This window comes from Comamonas aquatilis (assembly GCF_965139575.1).
In the GTDB taxonomy this organism is placed as follows: Bacteria; Pseudomonadota; Gammaproteobacteria; order Burkholderiales; family Burkholderiaceae_C; genus Comamonas; species Comamonas aquatilis.
The window spans coordinates 371,151-388,244 of record NZ_CBCSIW010000003.1; the positions used below are offsets into that span (position 1 = coordinate 371,151).

The window sequence follows — 17,094 nt, forward strand, 5'->3', positions numbered from 1 at the left end:
GCGGATGCTGATATGGCAAGAGAATACAAGGATGTGATCGTTGGACTGGACATCGGCACGGCCAAGGTGATGGCGGTGGTGGCCGAGGTCGGGTACAACGGCGAGCTCAAGCTGGCAGGGCTGGGCGTGGCTCCCAGCAACGGCTTGAAGCGCGGCGTGGTGGTCAATATCGATGCCACGGTGCAAAGCATTCAGCAGGCTTTGAAGGAGGCCGAGCTGATGGCCGACTGCAAGATCCAGCGCGTGTGCACGGGCATCACGGGCAGTCACATCCGTGGTCTCAACTCCAGCGGCATGGTGGCCATCAAGGACAAGGAAGTCTCGCCCACCGATCTGGCCCGCGTGATGGAAACCGCCAAGGCCATCAACATCTCGTCCGACCAGCGTCTGTTGCTGGTGGAAGCCCAGGAGTTCGTGATCGACGGCCAGGAAGTGCGCGAGCCTATCGGCATGAGCGGCATCCGTCTGGAAGCCAAGATCCATATCGTGACCGGTGCCCAGAGCGCGGCCGAGAACATCATCAAATGCGTGCGCCGCTGCGGCTTGGAAGTGGAGCAGCTGCTGCTCAACCCCCTGGCGTCGGCGCAGGCCGTGCTGACCGATGACGAGCGCGAGCTGGGCGTGGCCGTGGTCGATATCGGTGCCGGCGCCACCGACGTGGCCATCTTCACCGGCGGCGCGATTCGCCACACGGCCGTGATCCCGATTGCCGGCGACCTGATCACCAGCGATATCGCCATGGCACTGCGCACGCCGACCAAGGATGCCGAAGACATCAAGGTGGAAAGCGGCTATGCCAAGCAACTGCTGGCCGATCCCGATGCCCAGGTGGAAGTGCCGGGCCTGGGCGACCGCAGCCCTCGCATGATCAGCAAGCAGGCGCTGGCCGGCGTGATCGAGCCGCGCGTCGAGGAAATCTTCTCGCTGGTGCAGCAGGTGATTCGCGAGTCCGGCTACGAGGAAGTGCTGTCCTCGGGCATCGTACTGACCGGCGGCAGTGCCGTCATGCCCGGAATGATCGAACTGGGCGAGGACATCTTCCTCAAGCCCGTGCGCCGCGGCATTCCCAAGTATTCAAGTGCGCTGGCCGACATGGTCGCCCAGCCACGTGCCGCCACCGTAATGGGCCTGCTGGAAGAAGCACGCCTGGCACGCTTGCGCGGTTTCAAGGTAGCCCAGAAAAGCGGAACCATGAAGACCGCTTTCGGCCGGTTCAAGGACTTCATCGTGGGGAACTTCTGATATGCGCAGCCATCGCTTGTTTATCACCGGTCCGCCCCAGATGGACTTTTCGCGTTTTCGGCGACGAAGACGACGAACACCTGACGAATCAATGATTGTTTTTCCACAGCAGCGACTATCCACCACTAAAGAACAGGAGCACCACCATGCCCATCGACATGATTGAAGTTGAAGAGTTCAACCAAGGCACGCAGATCAAAGTGATCGGTGTTGGCGGCGGCGGCGGCAATGCCGTTGACCACATGATTGAACGCGGAGTGCAGGGCGTGGAGTTCATCTGCGCCAACACCGATGCGCAAGCTTTGCTGCGCAGCCGTGCTCACAGCACCATTCAGCTCGGTGGTAGCGGCCTGGGCGCTGGCAGCAAGCCAGACAAGGGTCGTGAGGCTGCGGAAGTTGCTGTGGAAGACATTCGCGCCGCCATCGAAGGGGCGCACATGCTCTTTATTACGGCCGGCATGGGTGGTGGTACGGGTACGGGCGCAGCTCCTGTGATTGCGCGCGTGGCCAAGGATATGGGCATCCTGACTGTGGGCGTGGTGACCAAGCCCTTCGAATGGGAAGGCGGCCGCCGCATGCAGAACGCCGACAACGGCCTGGCCGAGCTGGAAGCCAATGTGGACTCGCTGATCGTTGTGCTCAACGAAAAGCTGCTGGACGTGCTGGGTGACGATATCTCGCAAGACGAGGCTTTTGCCCATGCCAACGATGTTCTGAAGAACGCCGTGGGCGGTATTGCGGAAATCATCAACGAGTACGGCCATGTGAACGTCGACTTTGAAGACGTGCGCACCGTGATGGGCGAGCCCGGCAAGGCCATGATGGGCACGGCCAAGGCCTCCGGCCCCGACCGCGCCCGCATTGCTGCCGAACAGGCCGTGGCCTGCCCGCTGCTGGAAGGCATCGACCTGTCCGGCGCCAAGGGCGTGCTGGTGCTGGTGACCGCCGCCAAGGGCAGCCTGAAGCTGTCCGAGTCGCGTCTGGCCATGAGCACCATCAATGCCTATGCCTCGCCCGATGCCCATGTGATCTACGGCGCCGCCTATGACGACACCCTGGGCGACGATATCCGCGTGACCGTGGTGGCCACCGGCCTGTCGCGCCCCAGCATGCGCCGTCAGAACATCCAGGTGGTGCAAGGCGGTCTGCGCACCGGTACCGACAATATGACGGTGAGCATGCCTCCCCTGGGTGCCGGCGTGGACTTTGGCACGGCCAACACCAACGTGCCCAGCGTGTGGCGTACCAACCGTGCCCAGGCTTCGGAGCGTGTGAGCGCTCTGTCTTCTGGCGGCATGGACGACGTGGAGATCCCGGCCTTCCTGCGCAAGCAAGCCGATTAAACGTCGGCCTCTCCCTGCGGCGCTGCGCGCCTTGCCCCTCTCTCTTCGGGAGGGGGACGACAGCCTCGCTGGGCGGCGGCGCTTGCTCGCTGTCCCTTTGATGGGACATGCCTGTTCAAGCGGTTTGCGTCAGCCGCAAAGGCCTTTGCTTCGTTAAGGATTGAAGGTCCATCGATTCGCTGTATCGCAGCGATTAACACAACCCTGTGTCGACGTAAGCCGCCACGGGGTTGTCCCATTTAAAATAGCGCCATGCTCCAACAACGAACCATCAAGACAATTTCCCGTGCCGTAGGTGTGGGTCTGCACAGCGGTCAGCGCGTCGAGTTGACGCTGCGCCCTGCCCAGCCTGATACCGGCATCGTGTTCCGTCGGGTGGATCTGCCGGAGCCGGTGGAGATTCCGATTTCCGCCGAGGCGGTGACCGATACGCGCATGGCCTCGACCATAGGCAGCGGTGGCGCCAAGGTGCACACGGTAGAGCATCTGATGTCGGCCATTGCCGGCCTGGGTATCGACAACCTCTATGTGGACATCACGGCCGAGGAAGTACCGATTCTCGACGGCTCCTCGTCCTCTTTTGTGTTTTTGCTGCAAAGCGCGGGCGTGGAGCTGCAGAAGGCTCCCAAGCGCTTCATCCGCGTGAAAAGCCCGGTGGAAGTGCGCGAAGGCGAGGGCAACAACCTCAAATGGGCGCGTTTTGATCCCTACCACGGCTTCAAGCTGCGCTTCGAGATCGACTTTGCCCATCCGGCCGTGGATTCCACGGGTCAGTGCGTGGAGTTCGACATGGGTCTGGACAACTACACCCGCGATATCGCCCGCGCCCGCACCTTTGGCTTTACCAAGGATGTGGAGATGCTGCGCAACAACGGCCTGGCACTGGGTGGCGGGCTGGACAATGCCATCGTCATGGACGACTACAAGGTGCTCAACAGCGACGGCCTGCGCTATGACGACGAGTTTGCCAAGCACAAGATCCTGGATGCGATCGGCGATCTGTATCTGATAGGTAAGCCCATCCTGGGAGCCTACAGCGCATTTCGTTCCGGCCACGGTCTGAACAACAAGCTGCTGCGCGCCATGCTGGAGCAGCCCGAGACCTGGGACGTGGTGACGTTTGACAACGAGAAGCAGGCTCCCAAAGGCTTTGTCCTGTCTTCGCTGGCCTGGTAAGCACAAGGCACGATCATGCTGATCTTTCGCTGGCTGGCCACCTTGCTGGTGCTCTCATCGGCGCTGGCTTTCATCTTTTACCTGGGCACAGGCCGGCCGCACTATAAAAAACTGGGTTTTCTGATCCTCAAGTGGACGGTCGTGGCCGCTCTGGCCTTCTTTGTCGTGCTGTTTGCCGGACGCATTGCCTGAGATTTAAGTCGAAAAGGCCGTTGACGCATGAAGTACATGCGCTTTTAGCTATTAATTTCGTAGTTTTCCTGTCGCTGTTACGGCTGTTTCTGCCTTGTAAACCTGTCGAAAAATGCCGGTAAAGCGGCTCTGTCACTCCTTGCGCCGGAGTGAAAACGCGTGATCATGGGCATATGGCATCCGCATGGACTTCTGTTTGAAGAACGCCGGACCGCCAGATTTCTTGAGAAAGGAAACCAGCCATGTCCCGTCTGACCCACCGAATTCTTTGCGCTTCCATGGCTGCCTGCCTGGGCCTTGGCAGTTTGGCCGCTTATGCCCAGCCCGGCCCGCCACGTGATGGCCGCGGCAGCGAGCGAGCGGATGATCGTGGCCGCTACGACAACCAACGCCAGGACCGAAACCGTTATGACAAGCGCTATGACAACCGTCATGACGGTCGCCATATGGATCGCGACGAGCATCGCGGCGCAGGTCCCGATCACCGCTGGACCCGGGGCACACGCGTGCCGCCGCAGTACCGAGGTCACAACTATGTGGTGAACGACTGGCGTGGTCATCGCCTGTCGGCACCGCCGCGCGGCCACCAGTGGATTCAGTATGGCGGCGATTATCTGCTGGTGGCGATTGCCACGGGCGTGATTGCCTCCATGGTGCTCAACAGCAGCTATTGATAGTCAGCTGTGCTGATAGCAATAAAAAAGCCGTGGCCTGAGCCACGGCTTTTTTGCAGGATAGAGGCTGGATCAATCCTCGGTCACTCGCTCCACCTTGCCGACCAGCAGGATGTAGGAAAGCGCACCCAGCAGTGCCAGTATGGCGACATAAGCGATGGCAGGGGCAAAGCTGCCGCCCTGCACCAGAAAGCCGATGATCAGCGGCGTCACGATGGCCGAGAGATTGCCAATCAGATTGAACACGCCACCGGTCAGGCCCAGCAGGCGGGTAGGCGCCAGGGCCGAGACCAGAGACCAGGTAATCGATGCCAGACCGTTGCCAAAAAAGGCCAGGGCCAGGAAGAAGATCACCCAGGAGGTGGACTCCACATAGTTGGCGCCGATCATGACGGTCGAGATCAGCAGGCCGGTGATGATGGGCGTCTTGCGTGCGGCGCCCAGGCTTGCGCCGCGGCGAATCATCCAGTCCGAAAGCAAGCCGGAGCAGAGCACGCCGACAAAGGCGGCCAGAAAAGGCACAGCGGTCAGAAAGCCGGATTGGATGTAGTCCATGCCGCGATACTTCACCAGATAGGTGGGAAACCAGGTCAGGAAGAACCACAGGGTGGAGGTCAGGCAGAACTGGCCCAGGTACACGCCCCAGAGTTTTCGGCGCGACAGCACCAGACTGAAGTCCTTCCAGTTGAAGGTCTGCTTCGTTTTGGCTGCACTTTGGCTGCCCAGATCCACCAGGCCGCCGCCGGCACAGATGTGCTCGATCTCGGCCTCGTTGGCGCCCTTGAAGTCACGCGGCTCACGGTAGATCAGCCACCAGATCACGCCCCAGACAATGCCGGCGGCCCCGGTGACGACAAACACCATATACCAGCCATGGCTGTGTTGCAGCCAGTTGAGCACCGGCGTCAAAAAGGCCAGGCCGACAAACTGCCCCGAGGTATAAAAACCAATGGCGGTGGCGCGTTCCCGCTCGGGAAACCAGGCCGTGACCACGCGGTTGTTGATGGGGTAGGCAGGGGCTTCAACTGCCCCCACCAGCAAGCGCAGGCCTACCAGCACGGCAAAGCTGGTGCCAAACCCCATGAGCAGCGTGGCGGCGGACCAGAAGATCAGTGCCAGCGCATAGAGCAGACGCGGGGCGACCCGGTCCACCAGCCAGCCGCCGGGGATCTGCATGGCGGCATAGGTCCAGCCGAAAGCGGAGAGAATCAGACCCTCCTGTACGGTCGTCAGGTCAAATTCGTCCTTGAGTGCGGGCAGGGCGATGGAGAGATTGCTGCGGTCCAGGTAGTTGATCACCACGGTGATGAACAACATCACCATGATCAGGTAGCGGCTGCGGGTCGGCTTGTTGCGGCCAGCCACGCCTTGAGCAGTGGCGCTTGTCATGGGGCTTGTCGCCGTGCTGAAATTCCGTTGCAAGGATCAGGGCGCAGGATTAATTGGGGCTGGGAAACAGGGCGCGGGTGTCTGCCAGGATGGCGCGCATCCAGAGGCTGGCGTCTTCGCTGTTGCGGTTGCGTATGGCCTCAAAAACCTTGCGATGTTGGGGCAGGGCTTCGTTGAAATGGCGTGCCTGCTGGGCATTGACGGACAGCAGAGTCTCGAGTGCGGAGGCAATCATGGCACCCAGTGAGGCGATCAACGGGTTGTTGGTGGCGTTGAGAATGGCTTGGTGAAAGCGCAGGTCTGCGCTGACCCATTCATGGATGTCCTGGGCGGATTCCATGAGGTTGAAGGCTTGTGTCAGGTGTTCAATCTGGCAAGAGGTGTGGATTCTGGCGGCTATGGCGGCAGCGGCGGGTTCCACGATCTCGCGCATGGTGGTGAGGTGGGGGATGAGTGCCTGCCCAATGTGCTGCTGATTGATCCAGCGCAGCACGTCGGGGTCGAACAGATTCCATTGCGCGAATGGCCGCACGCGGGTGCCGGCGCGAGGCTTGGCTTCCAGCATGCCTTTGGCGCCCAGAACCTTGATGGCTTCGCGAATGGCAGTGCGGCTGACGGACAGGCGGTTGCACAGCTCCTCCTCGTTGGGGAGGGTGGTGTTGGGGCCGAAAGGAGGGGCGACGATCAGCTGGCCTATGGCATCGACCACCTGGGTGTGAACTTTGCTGCTGCCCTGGCTGCGTGGGGCGTTGAGGGTGTGAGGCATTTTTTCGACTGGCAGTGATTTATTTGTCATGCAGATTGAGCGATGTCTGGAGCTTTGGTGACATCGGTTTGCATGACGTCTTGGGGCAAGAGGCTCAGTACACCCGTCCGCCTCGGTACATGGCGTGCTGCTTGCGGTTCAGATCGGTGGCCTTGGCCATCAGACTCAGGGCTGCAGAGGCATGGGCATGGGTAATGGCCAGCCCCAGGGCGTCGGCGGCATCGGTGCCGGGCAGGCCCGGTAGCTGCAGCAGGCGTTTGACCATTTCCTGAATCTGGCTCTTGGCCGCGCGGCCATGGCCGACCACGGCTTTCTTCATCTGCAGGGCCGTGTATTCGGCGACCGGCAGATTGGCATTGACCAGGGCGGTGAGGGCTGCACCCCGGGCCTGGCCCAGCAGCAGAGTGGATTGCGGGTTGACGTTGACGAAGACGATTTCAACGGCCGAGGTCTGGGGTTGGTAGCGCTGCGTCACTTCCGAGATGCCATCAAACAGCACTTTCAGACGGCCTGGCAGGTCGCCCAGTTCCATTTTTGTGGTGCGAATGGTGCCGCTGGCCACATAGGACAGGCGCTGGCCGTCCATGTCGATGACGCCGAAGCCCGTGGTTTGCAGGCCGGGGTCGATTCCTAGAATACGCATGGTGTTTGATTATCCATATTGCCGCCGGCCGGCCGCTGTGTGCCGAAGATGGCGGTGCCGGGCCAAGGTCACCTTGTAAAACCGGGCTTGAGCGCGCCCCTTCATTCATGGCGCTGCTGGCAGGGCATGTCAGGGGATGGCCACCATGGGTATATAGCGTGCAATCGTGCGCGAGCGCTGCGCCAGATATCCCGATTGCTGCATTTTTTCAAAGCGCTTGGGCTGGGGCAGCATGGCCGCCAGGCGAGCGGCTTCCAGGGGGCTGAGCTGGGCTGCGCTTTTGCGAAAGTAGCGCTGTGCGGCCGCTTCGGCGCCGAATATGCCCTGGCCCCATTCCACGTTGTTGAGGTAGATCTCCAGAATCCGCTGCTTGCTCAGAAACAGCTCCAGCAGCTGGGTCAGCACCAGCTCCTGCCCTTTGCGCAGGAAATTGCGCTCCCCCGACAGCAGCAGATTCTTGGCCAGTTGCTGGCTGATGGTGGAGCCGCCATAGATCTTGGCGGGGCGGTCTGTCGCCTCGGCACGGGCTTCGGCGCGGACATTGCGCTTGTAGGCTTTCTCTATGGCTTCCCACTGTACGCCGCCATGCTCCATGAAGCCCGCATCCTCCGAGGCAATGACGGCGCGCTTGAGGTTGTCGGCAATGCGGTCGTAGCCCACCCATTGCTGGCGCCAGTGCAGGCCGTCCTTGCTGTGCAGCATCTGCCAGATTTCAGAGCGCTGAAAAGTGGTGGATTTCGGGTCCCAGGCCGCCATCAGCGCAATACGCAGCACAAAAAACAGCTGCAGCAGCACAAAGGCGCAAAGCACCAGAACCAGCAGGCGGGTGAAGGCTTTCATGAGAGAGAAATCAGGCGTGGCGGGCTTCAGTCTGCAGCAGCGCACGCAGCTCGTCCAGTACCTGGGCCGAGGGCGGGCGAACGCCGCGCCACAGTGCAAAGGATTCGGCGGCTTGCTCTACCAGCATGCCCAGGCCGTCGCGCGCTAGCGCACCATGGCTGCTGGCCCAGTCCAGAAAATTCTGGGCGGCGGGGCCATACATCATGTCGTAGGCCAGACTGCGTGCGTGCAGCACGCTGGCGGGCGCGGGCACGTCAGCCCCGGCCAGGCTGCTGGCCGTGGCGTTGATGATGATGTCAAAATTCTGGGTTAAATCGGTCTCAAGCGCAGATTTCTCAAGCGCAAGCAGCTCTACTTTATGTAGCGCAGCCATGGGTGCGTGCTGTTCCACCAGAGCCTCGGCCCTGGCATGGGTGCGGTTGACCACGGCAATGCGGCGGGGCTTTTGCTCGATCAGCGAGCCCAGGGCACCGGCTGCCGCGCCGCCTGCGCCCAGCAGCAGCACATCGCATCCGGCAATCTGCACGCCGGCATTGCGGGTGATGTCGGCGACTATGCCCAGACCGTCGGTGTTGTCGGCGTAAATGCCGTCGGCACTGAACACCAGGGTGTTGGCGGCCCCTGCCAGACGCACGCGCTCGCTGGCGCTGCTGGCCAGCTCGGCCGCCTGCAGCTTGAAGGGCACGGTCACATTGCAGCCCTTGCCGCCGCGACGGGCAAAGTCCTGGGCGAAAGCCGTAAAGCCATCGAGAGGCACCAGGGCGCGCTCATAGTTCAGGGCCTGGCCGGTGAGCTCGGCAAAGCGGGCATGAATCCAGGGCGAGCGGCTGTGCGCCACCGGGTTGCCCATGACGCAGTAGTGATCGGCAGACAAAGTCATATAGCGTGGGGCGCAATGCCCGGGTGTGATGGCCGGCAGAGGAGCTACCAGCCGCGTTGGGTTTATTGCACCCTGGTTTCCAGAGTGCTGTCGCGGGTGAATTTGAAGCGCGAGACCACGGCGATCTGATCGGCCTTGCCGCGCATGGCCTTGCCAAAGCGACCGTAAGGCCCAGCGGCGCGGGCAATGCTTTCGGCGCGGCCATCGAGCAAGGGGTTGCCCGAGCTTTGCACCACTTCGGTCGAGAGCACGCGGCCATCGTGGTTGACGGTCAAAATCATGACCAGCTCGCCATACAGCTTCTGGCCTTTGCTGTTGGGGAAGTTTTCCGTGCCCTTGTCTTCCACCTTGCGGCGCAGCGCATCGTAGTAGACGGCGTACACCGCTTCTCTGGTGGCCGGGCTGATGTAGCGCTTTTTGGGGCGGGCATTCTCTGCATTGATGCGGCGCTCGATCTCGGCCAGCAGCTTGACCAGCTGGAGGCGCTTTTCTTGCTGGGCCTCGTTTTCCTGGGCTTCGGCCGACAGGCGCGGGTCCAGCGGCGGCAGGGCCGATACCTGTTGGCGCAACTGGGTCAGCAAGTGATTTTGCTGCTCCTGCATGGCGTCTATCTGCTGCTGCTTTTCCTCTACGTCATCGCCCACGGTCGTCAGAGCCGAATAAGGCATGGGGCTGGTGGCCCGGCCTTTGTCGGCCTCGCCGCCGCCGGCCAGCGAGGTCTGGGCGATGGCCTGGGCCTTGTCCGGCAGCTCGCTGGCGCGGGCGTTGACGAGAATGACCTCCAGCGGCGTGTCCTGAAACACCCGGTCAAAGCGCTCCGGGTCCACAAACCTGACGGTCAGGGCAATCGCATGGAGTGCAATGGAGACGCCCAGCGCAATCTGCAGCGTGCTAAAGCGTTGAAGAGTGGAGGGCGGTTTCACGGCAGCGCGTTGGGCGAAGGAAGGCGAGTGTCAGACTCAGGCTTTGGGCGCGTCGGCGGCCGGCGCATCCGCATCGTTCATGTCCACCGCGATGGCAATTGGGCCGGCCACGGTTTCCTCGTCGTCTTCGCCGGCATCGTCGTCGGCGGGCGCCGGCGTTTCGGTATCAAGGCGCTCGATCAGCGTGCCGGAGATATCCAGCGATATTTCGTCGATCTCGCCCAGCTTGATACGCACATGGGCACCGCGCGGCAGATTCTGCGCGCCCAGCACCGGCAGCACCAGGGGCAGATTGTCGGCGCGCACCAGGAAGGAGCCGTTGGGGCCTTCCTTGAAGACGCTGGCCGTCAGCTCGGTAATGCCGTTCTGCTCCAGGTATTTGAGCGTCCAGAAACGCTCCATGCCGGCCTGATAGCCGTTGTAGGCGCTGTAGGCGCCATCAAAGCTGCTGATGATGCCGAACAGCTCGGCATCCTTGGGCTTGAAAGGCGCCGCCAGAGCGGCGGTCTTGCCGTGGCGGGCGCAGGCAATGATTTGCCACTGGTTGACCAGATCCACATAGCGGCGCAGCGGCGAGGTGGCCCATGAATACGCTTTCACGCCGATGCCGGCGTGGGGCAGGGCCTTGGTGCTCATGCGTACCTTCACGCCCGGAGCCAGGCTGGCCTGGCTGCGGTAAATGCCGGGCACGCCGTGCTCGGCCAGCATCAGGCCCCAGGTGCTGTTGGCCACGATGGCGGCCTCGGCCACGATCAGGTCCAGCGGTGCGCCGCGCTTGCGCACGGTGATCTGCACCTGTTCGTCGCCCTTGGGCTCGGCACCGTCGTTGCCGATCAGGCGGAAGTTGTAGTCCGGGCGGTTGAAGTTCTCGGGCTTGCCGCGCACCACTTCGCGTCCGGCCTTGAGATGCTTGGACCAGCGCTGCAAAAATGTGAGCTCTTGGCGCTTGTTTAGCAAGGGCTGGGGTGTGTTTTCAACCTCAATCGATGGATCGGCCAGCCATTGCTCGGTCACGATGTGGTCGAGCTTGTCGTAGCGGAAGTTGACCTCCACCGGCACGCGCTCCAGGCGGGTTTCGGTGGCTGTGATCTCCAGCGTCTCTTCGTTGATGGTCACATACAGCGACACGGCAGGATTGGCGCGGCCTTCATCTAGGGTGTAGATGTGCACCACCTCATCGGGCAGCATGGTGATCTTGTAGCCCGGCATGTATACCGTGGACAGTCGGGCGCGGCCCAGCTTGTCCAGCTCGCCGCCAGGGGTGATGGCAAGGCCGGGGGCCGCAATGTGAATGCCCACGGTGACCGTGCCGCTGCCCAGGCCGCGAACCGACAGGGCGTCGTCGATTTCCGTCGTGGCCGAATCGTCGATGGAGAAAGCCTGCACCTCGGCCAGCGGCAGATCGTCCGGCGGCAAGGGGGCGGTAACCGAGGGGAACTGGGTGCCTTTGGGGAAGTTGTCGAACAGAAAGCGCTTCCAGTGGAACTGGTAGGCGGAGTCGATTGCTCCTGCGCGGTGCAGCAAGTCCAGGGGCGCCATCTTGGTGGCGCGGCTGGCCTCGACCACGGCCTTGTATTCGGGCGCATTCTTGTCGGGCTTGAACAGAATCTTATAGAGCTGCTCGCGAATCGCCTGTGGGCATTCGCCGCGACCCAGGTCCTGGGCCCAGGCGTCGATCTGGGCCTGAATCTGCTTTTTCTTCTCTATGGCCGCCAGTGCCTGCTGCACGATTTCGGCGGGCGCCTTCTTGAAGCGGCCCTTGCCTGCGCGGCGAAAGTAATGCGGTGCTTCATAAAGACGAAACAGCGCGGCGGCCTGCTCGATGAGCGTGGCCGACGCGGAAAAATAGTCGCGCGCCAGGTCGGCAAAGCCGAACTCTTCCTCGGGGGCGAACTCCCAGGCCAGGTCCAGTTCGATCTCGTCGGCCTTGGCCTGGCCCTGGGCGATCAGCTCGGCAGGAGCCGGCTTCTCGAACTTGAGCAAGATGTTGGCGGCCTTGACCTTGACCCGCTTGCCCGAGTCCAGCTCGATTTGGGCAGAGGTGTCGGCTTCAGAGAGGATGCGCCCGGCGAGGAATTTGCCGGCTTCTTCAAACAATGCGTGCATAGCCGGGCATTTTCCCACGAGCCGGGCCGGCTGCGATGGTGCTCAGGTTCCGCGTCAGAAATCAGGGGGCCTGCATGCCTCTGTAACCAGAGGCCGGGCAGGCGGTTTTCAGGCCAGGGCCAGAAACTCGTCCACGCGTGTCAGGTATTCCTCGAAATTGGACAGAGCATGGTCTCCGCCTTCCTGCACGATCTGCAGGGCATGGGGATAACGCTCGCTCATCTCGCGCCAGTCCAGCACTTCGTCGTTTTCGGCGATCAACACCATTTCGGGGGCCGCCGGCGTCAGGGCGCGGGTATCGAGCTGGCGCAGCTCGTCTATGTACTCGGGGCGAAAGAAAAAGCTGACGTCCGGGTCATGCCACTGGGTTTGCTCGCCTATGCAGCGCTCCAGGTCCCGGGCGGGGTTCACGGCGGGGTTGATCATCACGCTTTTGCAGCGCGCCAGCTGGGCCACCCAGCTGGCGTAGTAGCCGCCCAGCGATGAGCCCACCACGGCCATGGTCTCGCGCGGCCAGCTGGCAATGCCTTCGGCAATCAGGGCCGCAGCCTCGCGCGGAGAGGGCGGCAGCTGCGGGCACCACCAGCGCACGCGGGAGTGCTGGGAGCCCACGTAATCGGCCAGGATACGGGCCTTGTTCGATTGCGGCGAGGAGCGAAAGCCGTGCAGATACAGCAAATGGGTGGTGGTCATGGCGGCAATCTCCTCTTGTTGATATGGGTTACAGCAATGCCATTGTGGCCCCGAGTCGGCAGCAATGGCCCGGCGCTGGCGTTCGATGGCGGCAGCTTGTCAGCAAAGCTCAACCCTGCAGCGCACACGGCGGCTCGCTCCCACGATAATTGCCGCCCATGTCTGCCAGAGAATTCGACAAGCCTTCGCTTTTGCAACGCATCATCCCGCTGTTTCGCGGTTTTGATTTCATGCTGCTTTTGTTGGTCTTGGCTCTAGCCGGGATCGGTCTTTTAGCCATGTATTCCTCTGGCTTTGACCATGGCACCCGCTTCACGGACCACGGTCGCAACATGCTGATTGCTGCCGCCCTGCTATTTGTGGTGGCCCAGATTCCGCCTGCGCAGCTGATCAAGGTGGCGGTGCCGCTCTACACCCTGGGCGTGGCCTTGCTGGTGATGGTGGCGCTGTTCGGCATCACCAAGAAGGGGGCCACCCGCTGGGTGAACGTGGGGGTGGTGATTCAGCCGTCTGAATTGCTCAAGATTGCCACGCCGCTGATGCTGGCCTGGTGGTTTCAGCGTCGCGAGGGCAATTTACGCGCCACGGATTTTGTGATTGCTTTTGTGTTGCTGATGGTGCCGGTGGGCCTGATCATGAAGCAGCCCGATTTGGGCACATCGCTGCTGGTCATGGCGGCCGGCCTGTCGGTCATTTTTTTTGCGGGCCTGCCCTGGAAACTCATCGTGCCGCCAGTGGTGCTGGCGGTGATCGGCATTTTTCTGATCATCTGGTATGAGCCCCAGTTGTGCGCCGACGGCGTGAGCTGGTACTTTTTGCACGATTACCAGCGCACGCGGGTCTGCACGCTGCTGGACCCGACCCGCGATCCGTTGGGCAAAGGCTTTCACATCATCCAGGGCATGATTGCCATCGGCTCGGGCGGAGTTTGGGGCAAGGGGTTCATGGCAGGCACGCAAACCCATCTGGAATTCATTCCCGAACGCACCACCGATTTCATCTTTGCCGCCTACTCCGAAGAGTTTGGCCTGGTGGGCAATCTGTTCATCATTACCGGCTTTTTGCTGCTGGTCTGGCGCGGCCTGGCCATTGCCATGAATGCCAGCACCTTGTTCGGGCGCCTGATGGCAGCGGCCGTGGCCATGATTTTCTTTACCTACGCGTTTGTGAACATGGGCATGGTCAGCGGCATCCTGCCCGTGGTGGGCGTGCCCTTGCCCTTCATCAGCTATGGCGGTACGGCCATGGTGACGCTGGGTCTGGCTCTTGGTGTTCTCATGTCCGTCTCCCGGGCACAGCGCCAGCTTCCTGGTGGCGACGGGCATATGCCTCATTCCTGAGCGTAATACGGTGCGCTGAAGATCTCAAAAATGTGAGCATTAACCGTTTTTATACATTGGGGTTTGGCGGGTTTTGATTTTGATATGCCCTTGTGTAGCCGTGCGCCGCTACTTTTTTGAAAAGCGCTGGCTTGGCAAACATGCTCTTGCTCAAGACCTGAACAAGGTTTAAAAATAGCGACTGAGGGGCCAGAAGACCGACTCAAGCGGGAGCGGCAGGGCCCAGTGGGTTCCCGGCAATCGCGGGAACAAAGCGTGAGTGCAATGGAGCGGAATGCTGTTCAGCCTGGTGGAGCAGCATTCCGTTTTTTTATGTGCGCCCCGGCTGTGCTGCGGCCTGAAGCCAGACAGGTCATGCCCCAGTCTCTACAATGCTTTCCATGATCTCCCGCGAACCCACCATCGAACGCTTGGCTACGGCCCGTCAGTTGCTGCTTGAGCCTTTTGGCCTGGACGAATCCCATTTGTTCCGTGCGCTGGCTGAAATCCGCTCGCATCAGGTTGACGATGCAGACCTTTACTTCCAGTACACCCGCGCCGAAGGCTGGAGTCTGGAAGAGGGCATCGTCAAGACCGGTTCTTTCTCCATCGACCAGGGTGTCGGCGTGCGCGCCGTCAGCGGCGAGAAAACGGCGTTTGCCTATTCCGACGATATTTCCGAAGCTTCGCTGCTGGATGCGGCACGTACCGTGCGCTCCATCTCCGGAGCCACCCAGTCGCGCCGCGTCAAGGCCGGCATGCCCAAGATTGCCAAGAGCCGCTCGCTCTACCCGGGTCTGGATCCCATCAGCACGCTGGACAGCACGACCAAGGTCGAGCTGCTGGGCAAGGTGGAAAAGCTGGCCCGCGCCAAGGACCCGCGTGTGGTTCAGGTCATGGCCGGCCTGGCCAGCGAATACGACGTGGTGCTGGTCGCCCGTGCCGATGGCACGCTGGCCGCTGACGTGCGCCCTCTGGTGCGCCTGTCGGTGACGGTGATCGCCGAGCAGAAAGGTCGTCGTGAAGTGGGTTCTTCCGGCGGCGGTGGCCGTTTCGGTCTGGCCTATTTCAGCGATGAGCAGATCAGCCAGTATGTGGATGAAGCCGTGCACGCGGCCTTGGTCAACCTCGAATCGCGCCCAGCTCCGGCCGGCGTGATGACCGTGGTGCTGGGTTCGGGTTGGCCGGGCGTGCTGTTCCACGAAGCCGTGGGTCACGGCCTGGAAGGCGACTTCAACCGCAAGGGCTCCAGTGCCTTCAGCGGCCGTATCGGTCAGCGCGTGGCCGCCAAGGGCGTGACGGTGCTGGACGACGGCACGATTGCTGACCGCCGCGGCTCGCTCAACGTGGACGATGAAGGTCATGCCAGCCAGAGCAATGTGCTGATCGAAGACGGCATTTTGAAAGGCTATATCCAGGATTCCATGAATGCCCGCCTGATGGGCGTCAAGCCCACGGGCAACGGCCGCCGCGAAAGCTATGCCCACATTCCCATGCCGCGCATGACCAACACCTATATGTTGGGTGGTGACAAGGATCCGCAGGAAATCGTGGCTTCCATCAAGAAGGGTTTGTACGCCACCAACTTCGGTGGCGGTCAGGTGGACATCACCAGCGGCAAGTTCGTGTTCTCCGCCAGCGAAGCCTATTGGGTGGAAAACGGCAAGATCCAGTACCCCGTCAAGGGCGCAACCATCATCGGCAGCGGCCCAGAGTCGCTCAAGCACATCAGCATGATTGGCAATGACATGCGCCTGGATTCTGGCGTGGGCACTTGCGGCAAGGAAGGCCAGAGTGTTCCCGTGGGCGTGGGTCAGCCAACGCTGCGCATTGATGGCCTGACGGTGGGCGGTACGGCATAAGCCGCTGCCTGCAAAGGGCACAGCAAGCCCACCCTTTTCAGTCACGGGTGCGGCTTTGAATGAGCGGGGGGCGGGTAATCCGGTGCTCTCAATATGCTAACAATCGGTTACCTTTGCAGTATCGCTTGTCTGCAGAGTTTTCCCATTTCATGTCCCAACTATCCGGTCCTTCGCCGTCCAGCCTGTCTACATCGGTGATGCTGATGTTGAGTCGGCCTACGCACTGGCGAGCCAGGGGCTCGGATAGCTCAATGGGGCGGCTATGGCTCAACGATGTGCTGCAGGCCGATCTGCAGCCTATGCGCGAGCAGCTATCCCATCTGTCCAATGCGCTGGAAGGCGCTATCTGCCTGCGCCGCCAAGGTGCGTCTCGCGTGGCTGTGGAAGAGCAAGCCCAGGCTTTGCGTCGGGTCGCACAGCAGCATCAATCCTTTCTTGATACGTTGGGTGCGGACTGGCGCAGCTTGCGTGAGTTCGTCTCCTACCGGCATCTGGTAGGTCACTTTCATGGCGCAGTTCAGGCTTGGCAACAGGCAGTGCTTTTGGATGACGGGCAGGAATCTACCTGTTTTCGCCAGTGCGAGCAGCTGGGCTGGACGCTGTTGGGCGAGGCGGCCATCGTGATGGACATGTTTGTGCAAGGCATGAACTTTGGCGATGCAGAGGATGACTTGCTGCCCTATGGGGTTGAAGAAACGCCATCGCCTGTCAGGGGGCTGTTGCAGCGTTGGCGCCAATGGTTCTCGGGTGCGTTTCGCTAGTTTTGCCCGTCTGTCTCCATGTCCGGCCAGGTTCATCCTGGCTTTTTTCATGGTGCTGAGTCAGATTTCAGGCATTCTTCGTAATGCGCAGGAATATCCAGAATAGGCGGTATAAATTCTTTGTTTTGACATTTTTATTCAATAAAAATGTAAATAAAGCAATATTTTTGATTTCTGAGTCTGAGTCCTCCTCCTCTGAAGAGCTCGCTTTCCCAGGTTGGATGTCTAGCTTTGCGCTCTAGGGCTATGTTGCAGTGCGCAAAGCCTGTGCTACATTGAAAGACA

16 protein-coding genes are annotated in these 17,094 nt (G+C 61.3%); 8 read left to right on the top strand and 8 right to left on the bottom strand.

The window, feature by feature from the left end; all coding sequences use genetic code 11:
- The first annotated feature begins 12 nt into the window (after window positions 1–12).
- The 5 genes from ftsA to ACNAZA_RS06775 all read left to right on the top strand — a co-directional run bounded on the left by ftsA (window position 13) and on the right by ACNAZA_RS06775 (window position 4,627).
- A complete protein-coding gene (ftsA, locus tag ACNAZA_RS06755) occupies window positions 13–1,242 on the top strand; it encodes a cell division protein FtsA (protein WP_120971505.1) in 1,230 nt (409 codons plus the stop codon).
- 146 nt (window positions 1,243–1,388) lie between these two features.
- Window positions 1,389–2,585, top strand: coding sequence for a cell division protein FtsZ (ftsZ, locus tag ACNAZA_RS06760; RefSeq protein ID WP_120971504.1), 1,197 nt, complete (start codon window positions 1,389–1,391; stop codon window positions 2,583–2,585).
- A gap of 252 nt (window positions 2,586–2,837) precedes the next feature.
- The gene (lpxC, locus tag ACNAZA_RS06765) at window positions 2,838–3,761 is read left to right on the top strand and encodes a UDP-3-O-acyl-N-acetylglucosamine deacetylase (protein WP_415795716.1); all 924 of its coding nucleotides are present in this window, start codon (window positions 2,838–2,840) and stop codon (window positions 3,759–3,761) included.
- 15 nt (window positions 3,762–3,776) lie between these two features.
- Window positions 3,777–3,953, top strand: coding sequence for a hypothetical protein (locus tag ACNAZA_RS06770; protein WP_415795717.1), 177 nt, complete (start codon window positions 3,777–3,779; stop codon window positions 3,951–3,953).
- 242 nt (window positions 3,954–4,195) lie between these two features.
- Window positions 4,196–4,627 carry an RcnB family protein gene (locus tag ACNAZA_RS06775; protein WP_415795718.1) on the top strand — a complete coding sequence of 144 codons (432 nt, stop codon included), beginning with the start codon at window positions 4,196–4,198 and terminating at the stop codon, window positions 4,625–4,627.
- A 72-nt stretch (window positions 4,628–4,699) separates the two neighbouring features.
- On the opposite strand, the gene ACNAZA_RS06780 is transcribed toward ACNAZA_RS06775, so the two are convergent.
- The 8 genes from ACNAZA_RS06780 to ACNAZA_RS06815 all read right to left on the bottom strand — a co-directional run bounded on the left by ACNAZA_RS06780 (window position 4,700) and on the right by ACNAZA_RS06815 (window position 12,867).
- Window positions 4,700–6,016 (bottom strand): MFS transporter, encoded by a 1,317-nt coding sequence (locus ACNAZA_RS06780; RefSeq protein WP_415795719.1) that lies wholly within the window; start codon window positions 6,014–6,016, stop codon window positions 4,700–4,702.
- A 49-nt stretch (window positions 6,017–6,065) separates the two neighbouring features.
- Window positions 6,066–6,782: a FadR/GntR family transcriptional regulator gene (locus ACNAZA_RS06785; RefSeq protein WP_415795720.1), complete on the bottom strand. Its 717-nt coding sequence runs from the start codon at window positions 6,780–6,782 to the stop codon at window positions 6,066–6,068.
- A 94-nt stretch (window positions 6,783–6,876) separates the two neighbouring features.
- Window positions 6,877–7,425 (bottom strand): crossover junction endodeoxyribonuclease RuvC, encoded by a 549-nt coding sequence (gene ruvC, locus ACNAZA_RS06790; protein WP_415795721.1) that lies wholly within the window; start codon window positions 7,423–7,425, stop codon window positions 6,877–6,879.
- A gap of 129 nt (window positions 7,426–7,554) precedes the next feature.
- A complete protein-coding gene (gene mtgA, locus ACNAZA_RS06795) occupies window positions 7,555–8,265 on the bottom strand; it encodes a monofunctional biosynthetic peptidoglycan transglycosylase (protein WP_120971498.1) in 711 nt (236 codons plus the stop codon).
- 10 nt (window positions 8,266–8,275) lie between these two features.
- Window positions 8,276–9,145 carry a shikimate dehydrogenase gene (gene aroE, locus ACNAZA_RS06800; RefSeq protein ID WP_415795723.1) on the bottom strand — a complete coding sequence of 290 codons (870 nt, stop codon included), beginning with the start codon at window positions 9,143–9,145 and terminating at the stop codon, window positions 8,276–8,278.
- Between the two features lie 62 nt (window positions 9,146–9,207).
- Complete coding sequence (locus tag ACNAZA_RS06805; RefSeq protein ID WP_415795724.1) at window positions 9,208–10,068, bottom strand: energy transducer TonB; 861 nt, start codon at window positions 10,066–10,068, stop codon at window positions 9,208–9,210.
- A 36-nt stretch (window positions 10,069–10,104) separates the two neighbouring features.
- Complete coding sequence (locus ACNAZA_RS06810; protein WP_415795726.1) at window positions 10,105–12,174, bottom strand: ribonuclease catalytic domain-containing protein; 2,070 nt, start codon at window positions 12,172–12,174, stop codon at window positions 10,105–10,107.
- Between the two features lie 108 nt (window positions 12,175–12,282).
- The gene (locus ACNAZA_RS06815; protein ID WP_415795727.1) at window positions 12,283–12,867 is read right to left on the bottom strand and encodes a YqiA/YcfP family alpha/beta fold hydrolase; all 585 of its coding nucleotides are present in this window, start codon (window positions 12,865–12,867) and stop codon (window positions 12,283–12,285) included.
- Window positions 12,868–13,025: 158 nt separating this feature from the next.
- Between ACNAZA_RS06815 and rodA the strand changes: the two genes are divergently transcribed.
- The 3 genes from rodA (at window position 13,026) to ACNAZA_RS06830 (ending at window position 16,809) form a co-directional block, all read left to right on the top strand.
- Entirely contained in the window at window positions 13,026–14,207 is a 1,182-nt protein-coding gene (gene rodA / locus ACNAZA_RS06820; protein WP_415795728.1) for a rod shape-determining protein RodA, read from the top strand.
- 380 nt (window positions 14,208–14,587) lie between these two features.
- Entirely contained in the window at window positions 14,588–16,048 is a 1,461-nt protein-coding gene (gene tldD / locus ACNAZA_RS06825) for a metalloprotease TldD (RefSeq protein WP_415795729.1), read from the top strand.
- 149 nt (window positions 16,049–16,197) lie between these two features.
- Window positions 16,198–16,809: a hypothetical protein gene (locus tag ACNAZA_RS06830; protein WP_415795731.1), complete on the top strand. Its 612-nt coding sequence runs from the start codon at window positions 16,198–16,200 to the stop codon at window positions 16,807–16,809.
- Window positions 16,810–17,094: the final 285 nt, after the last annotated feature.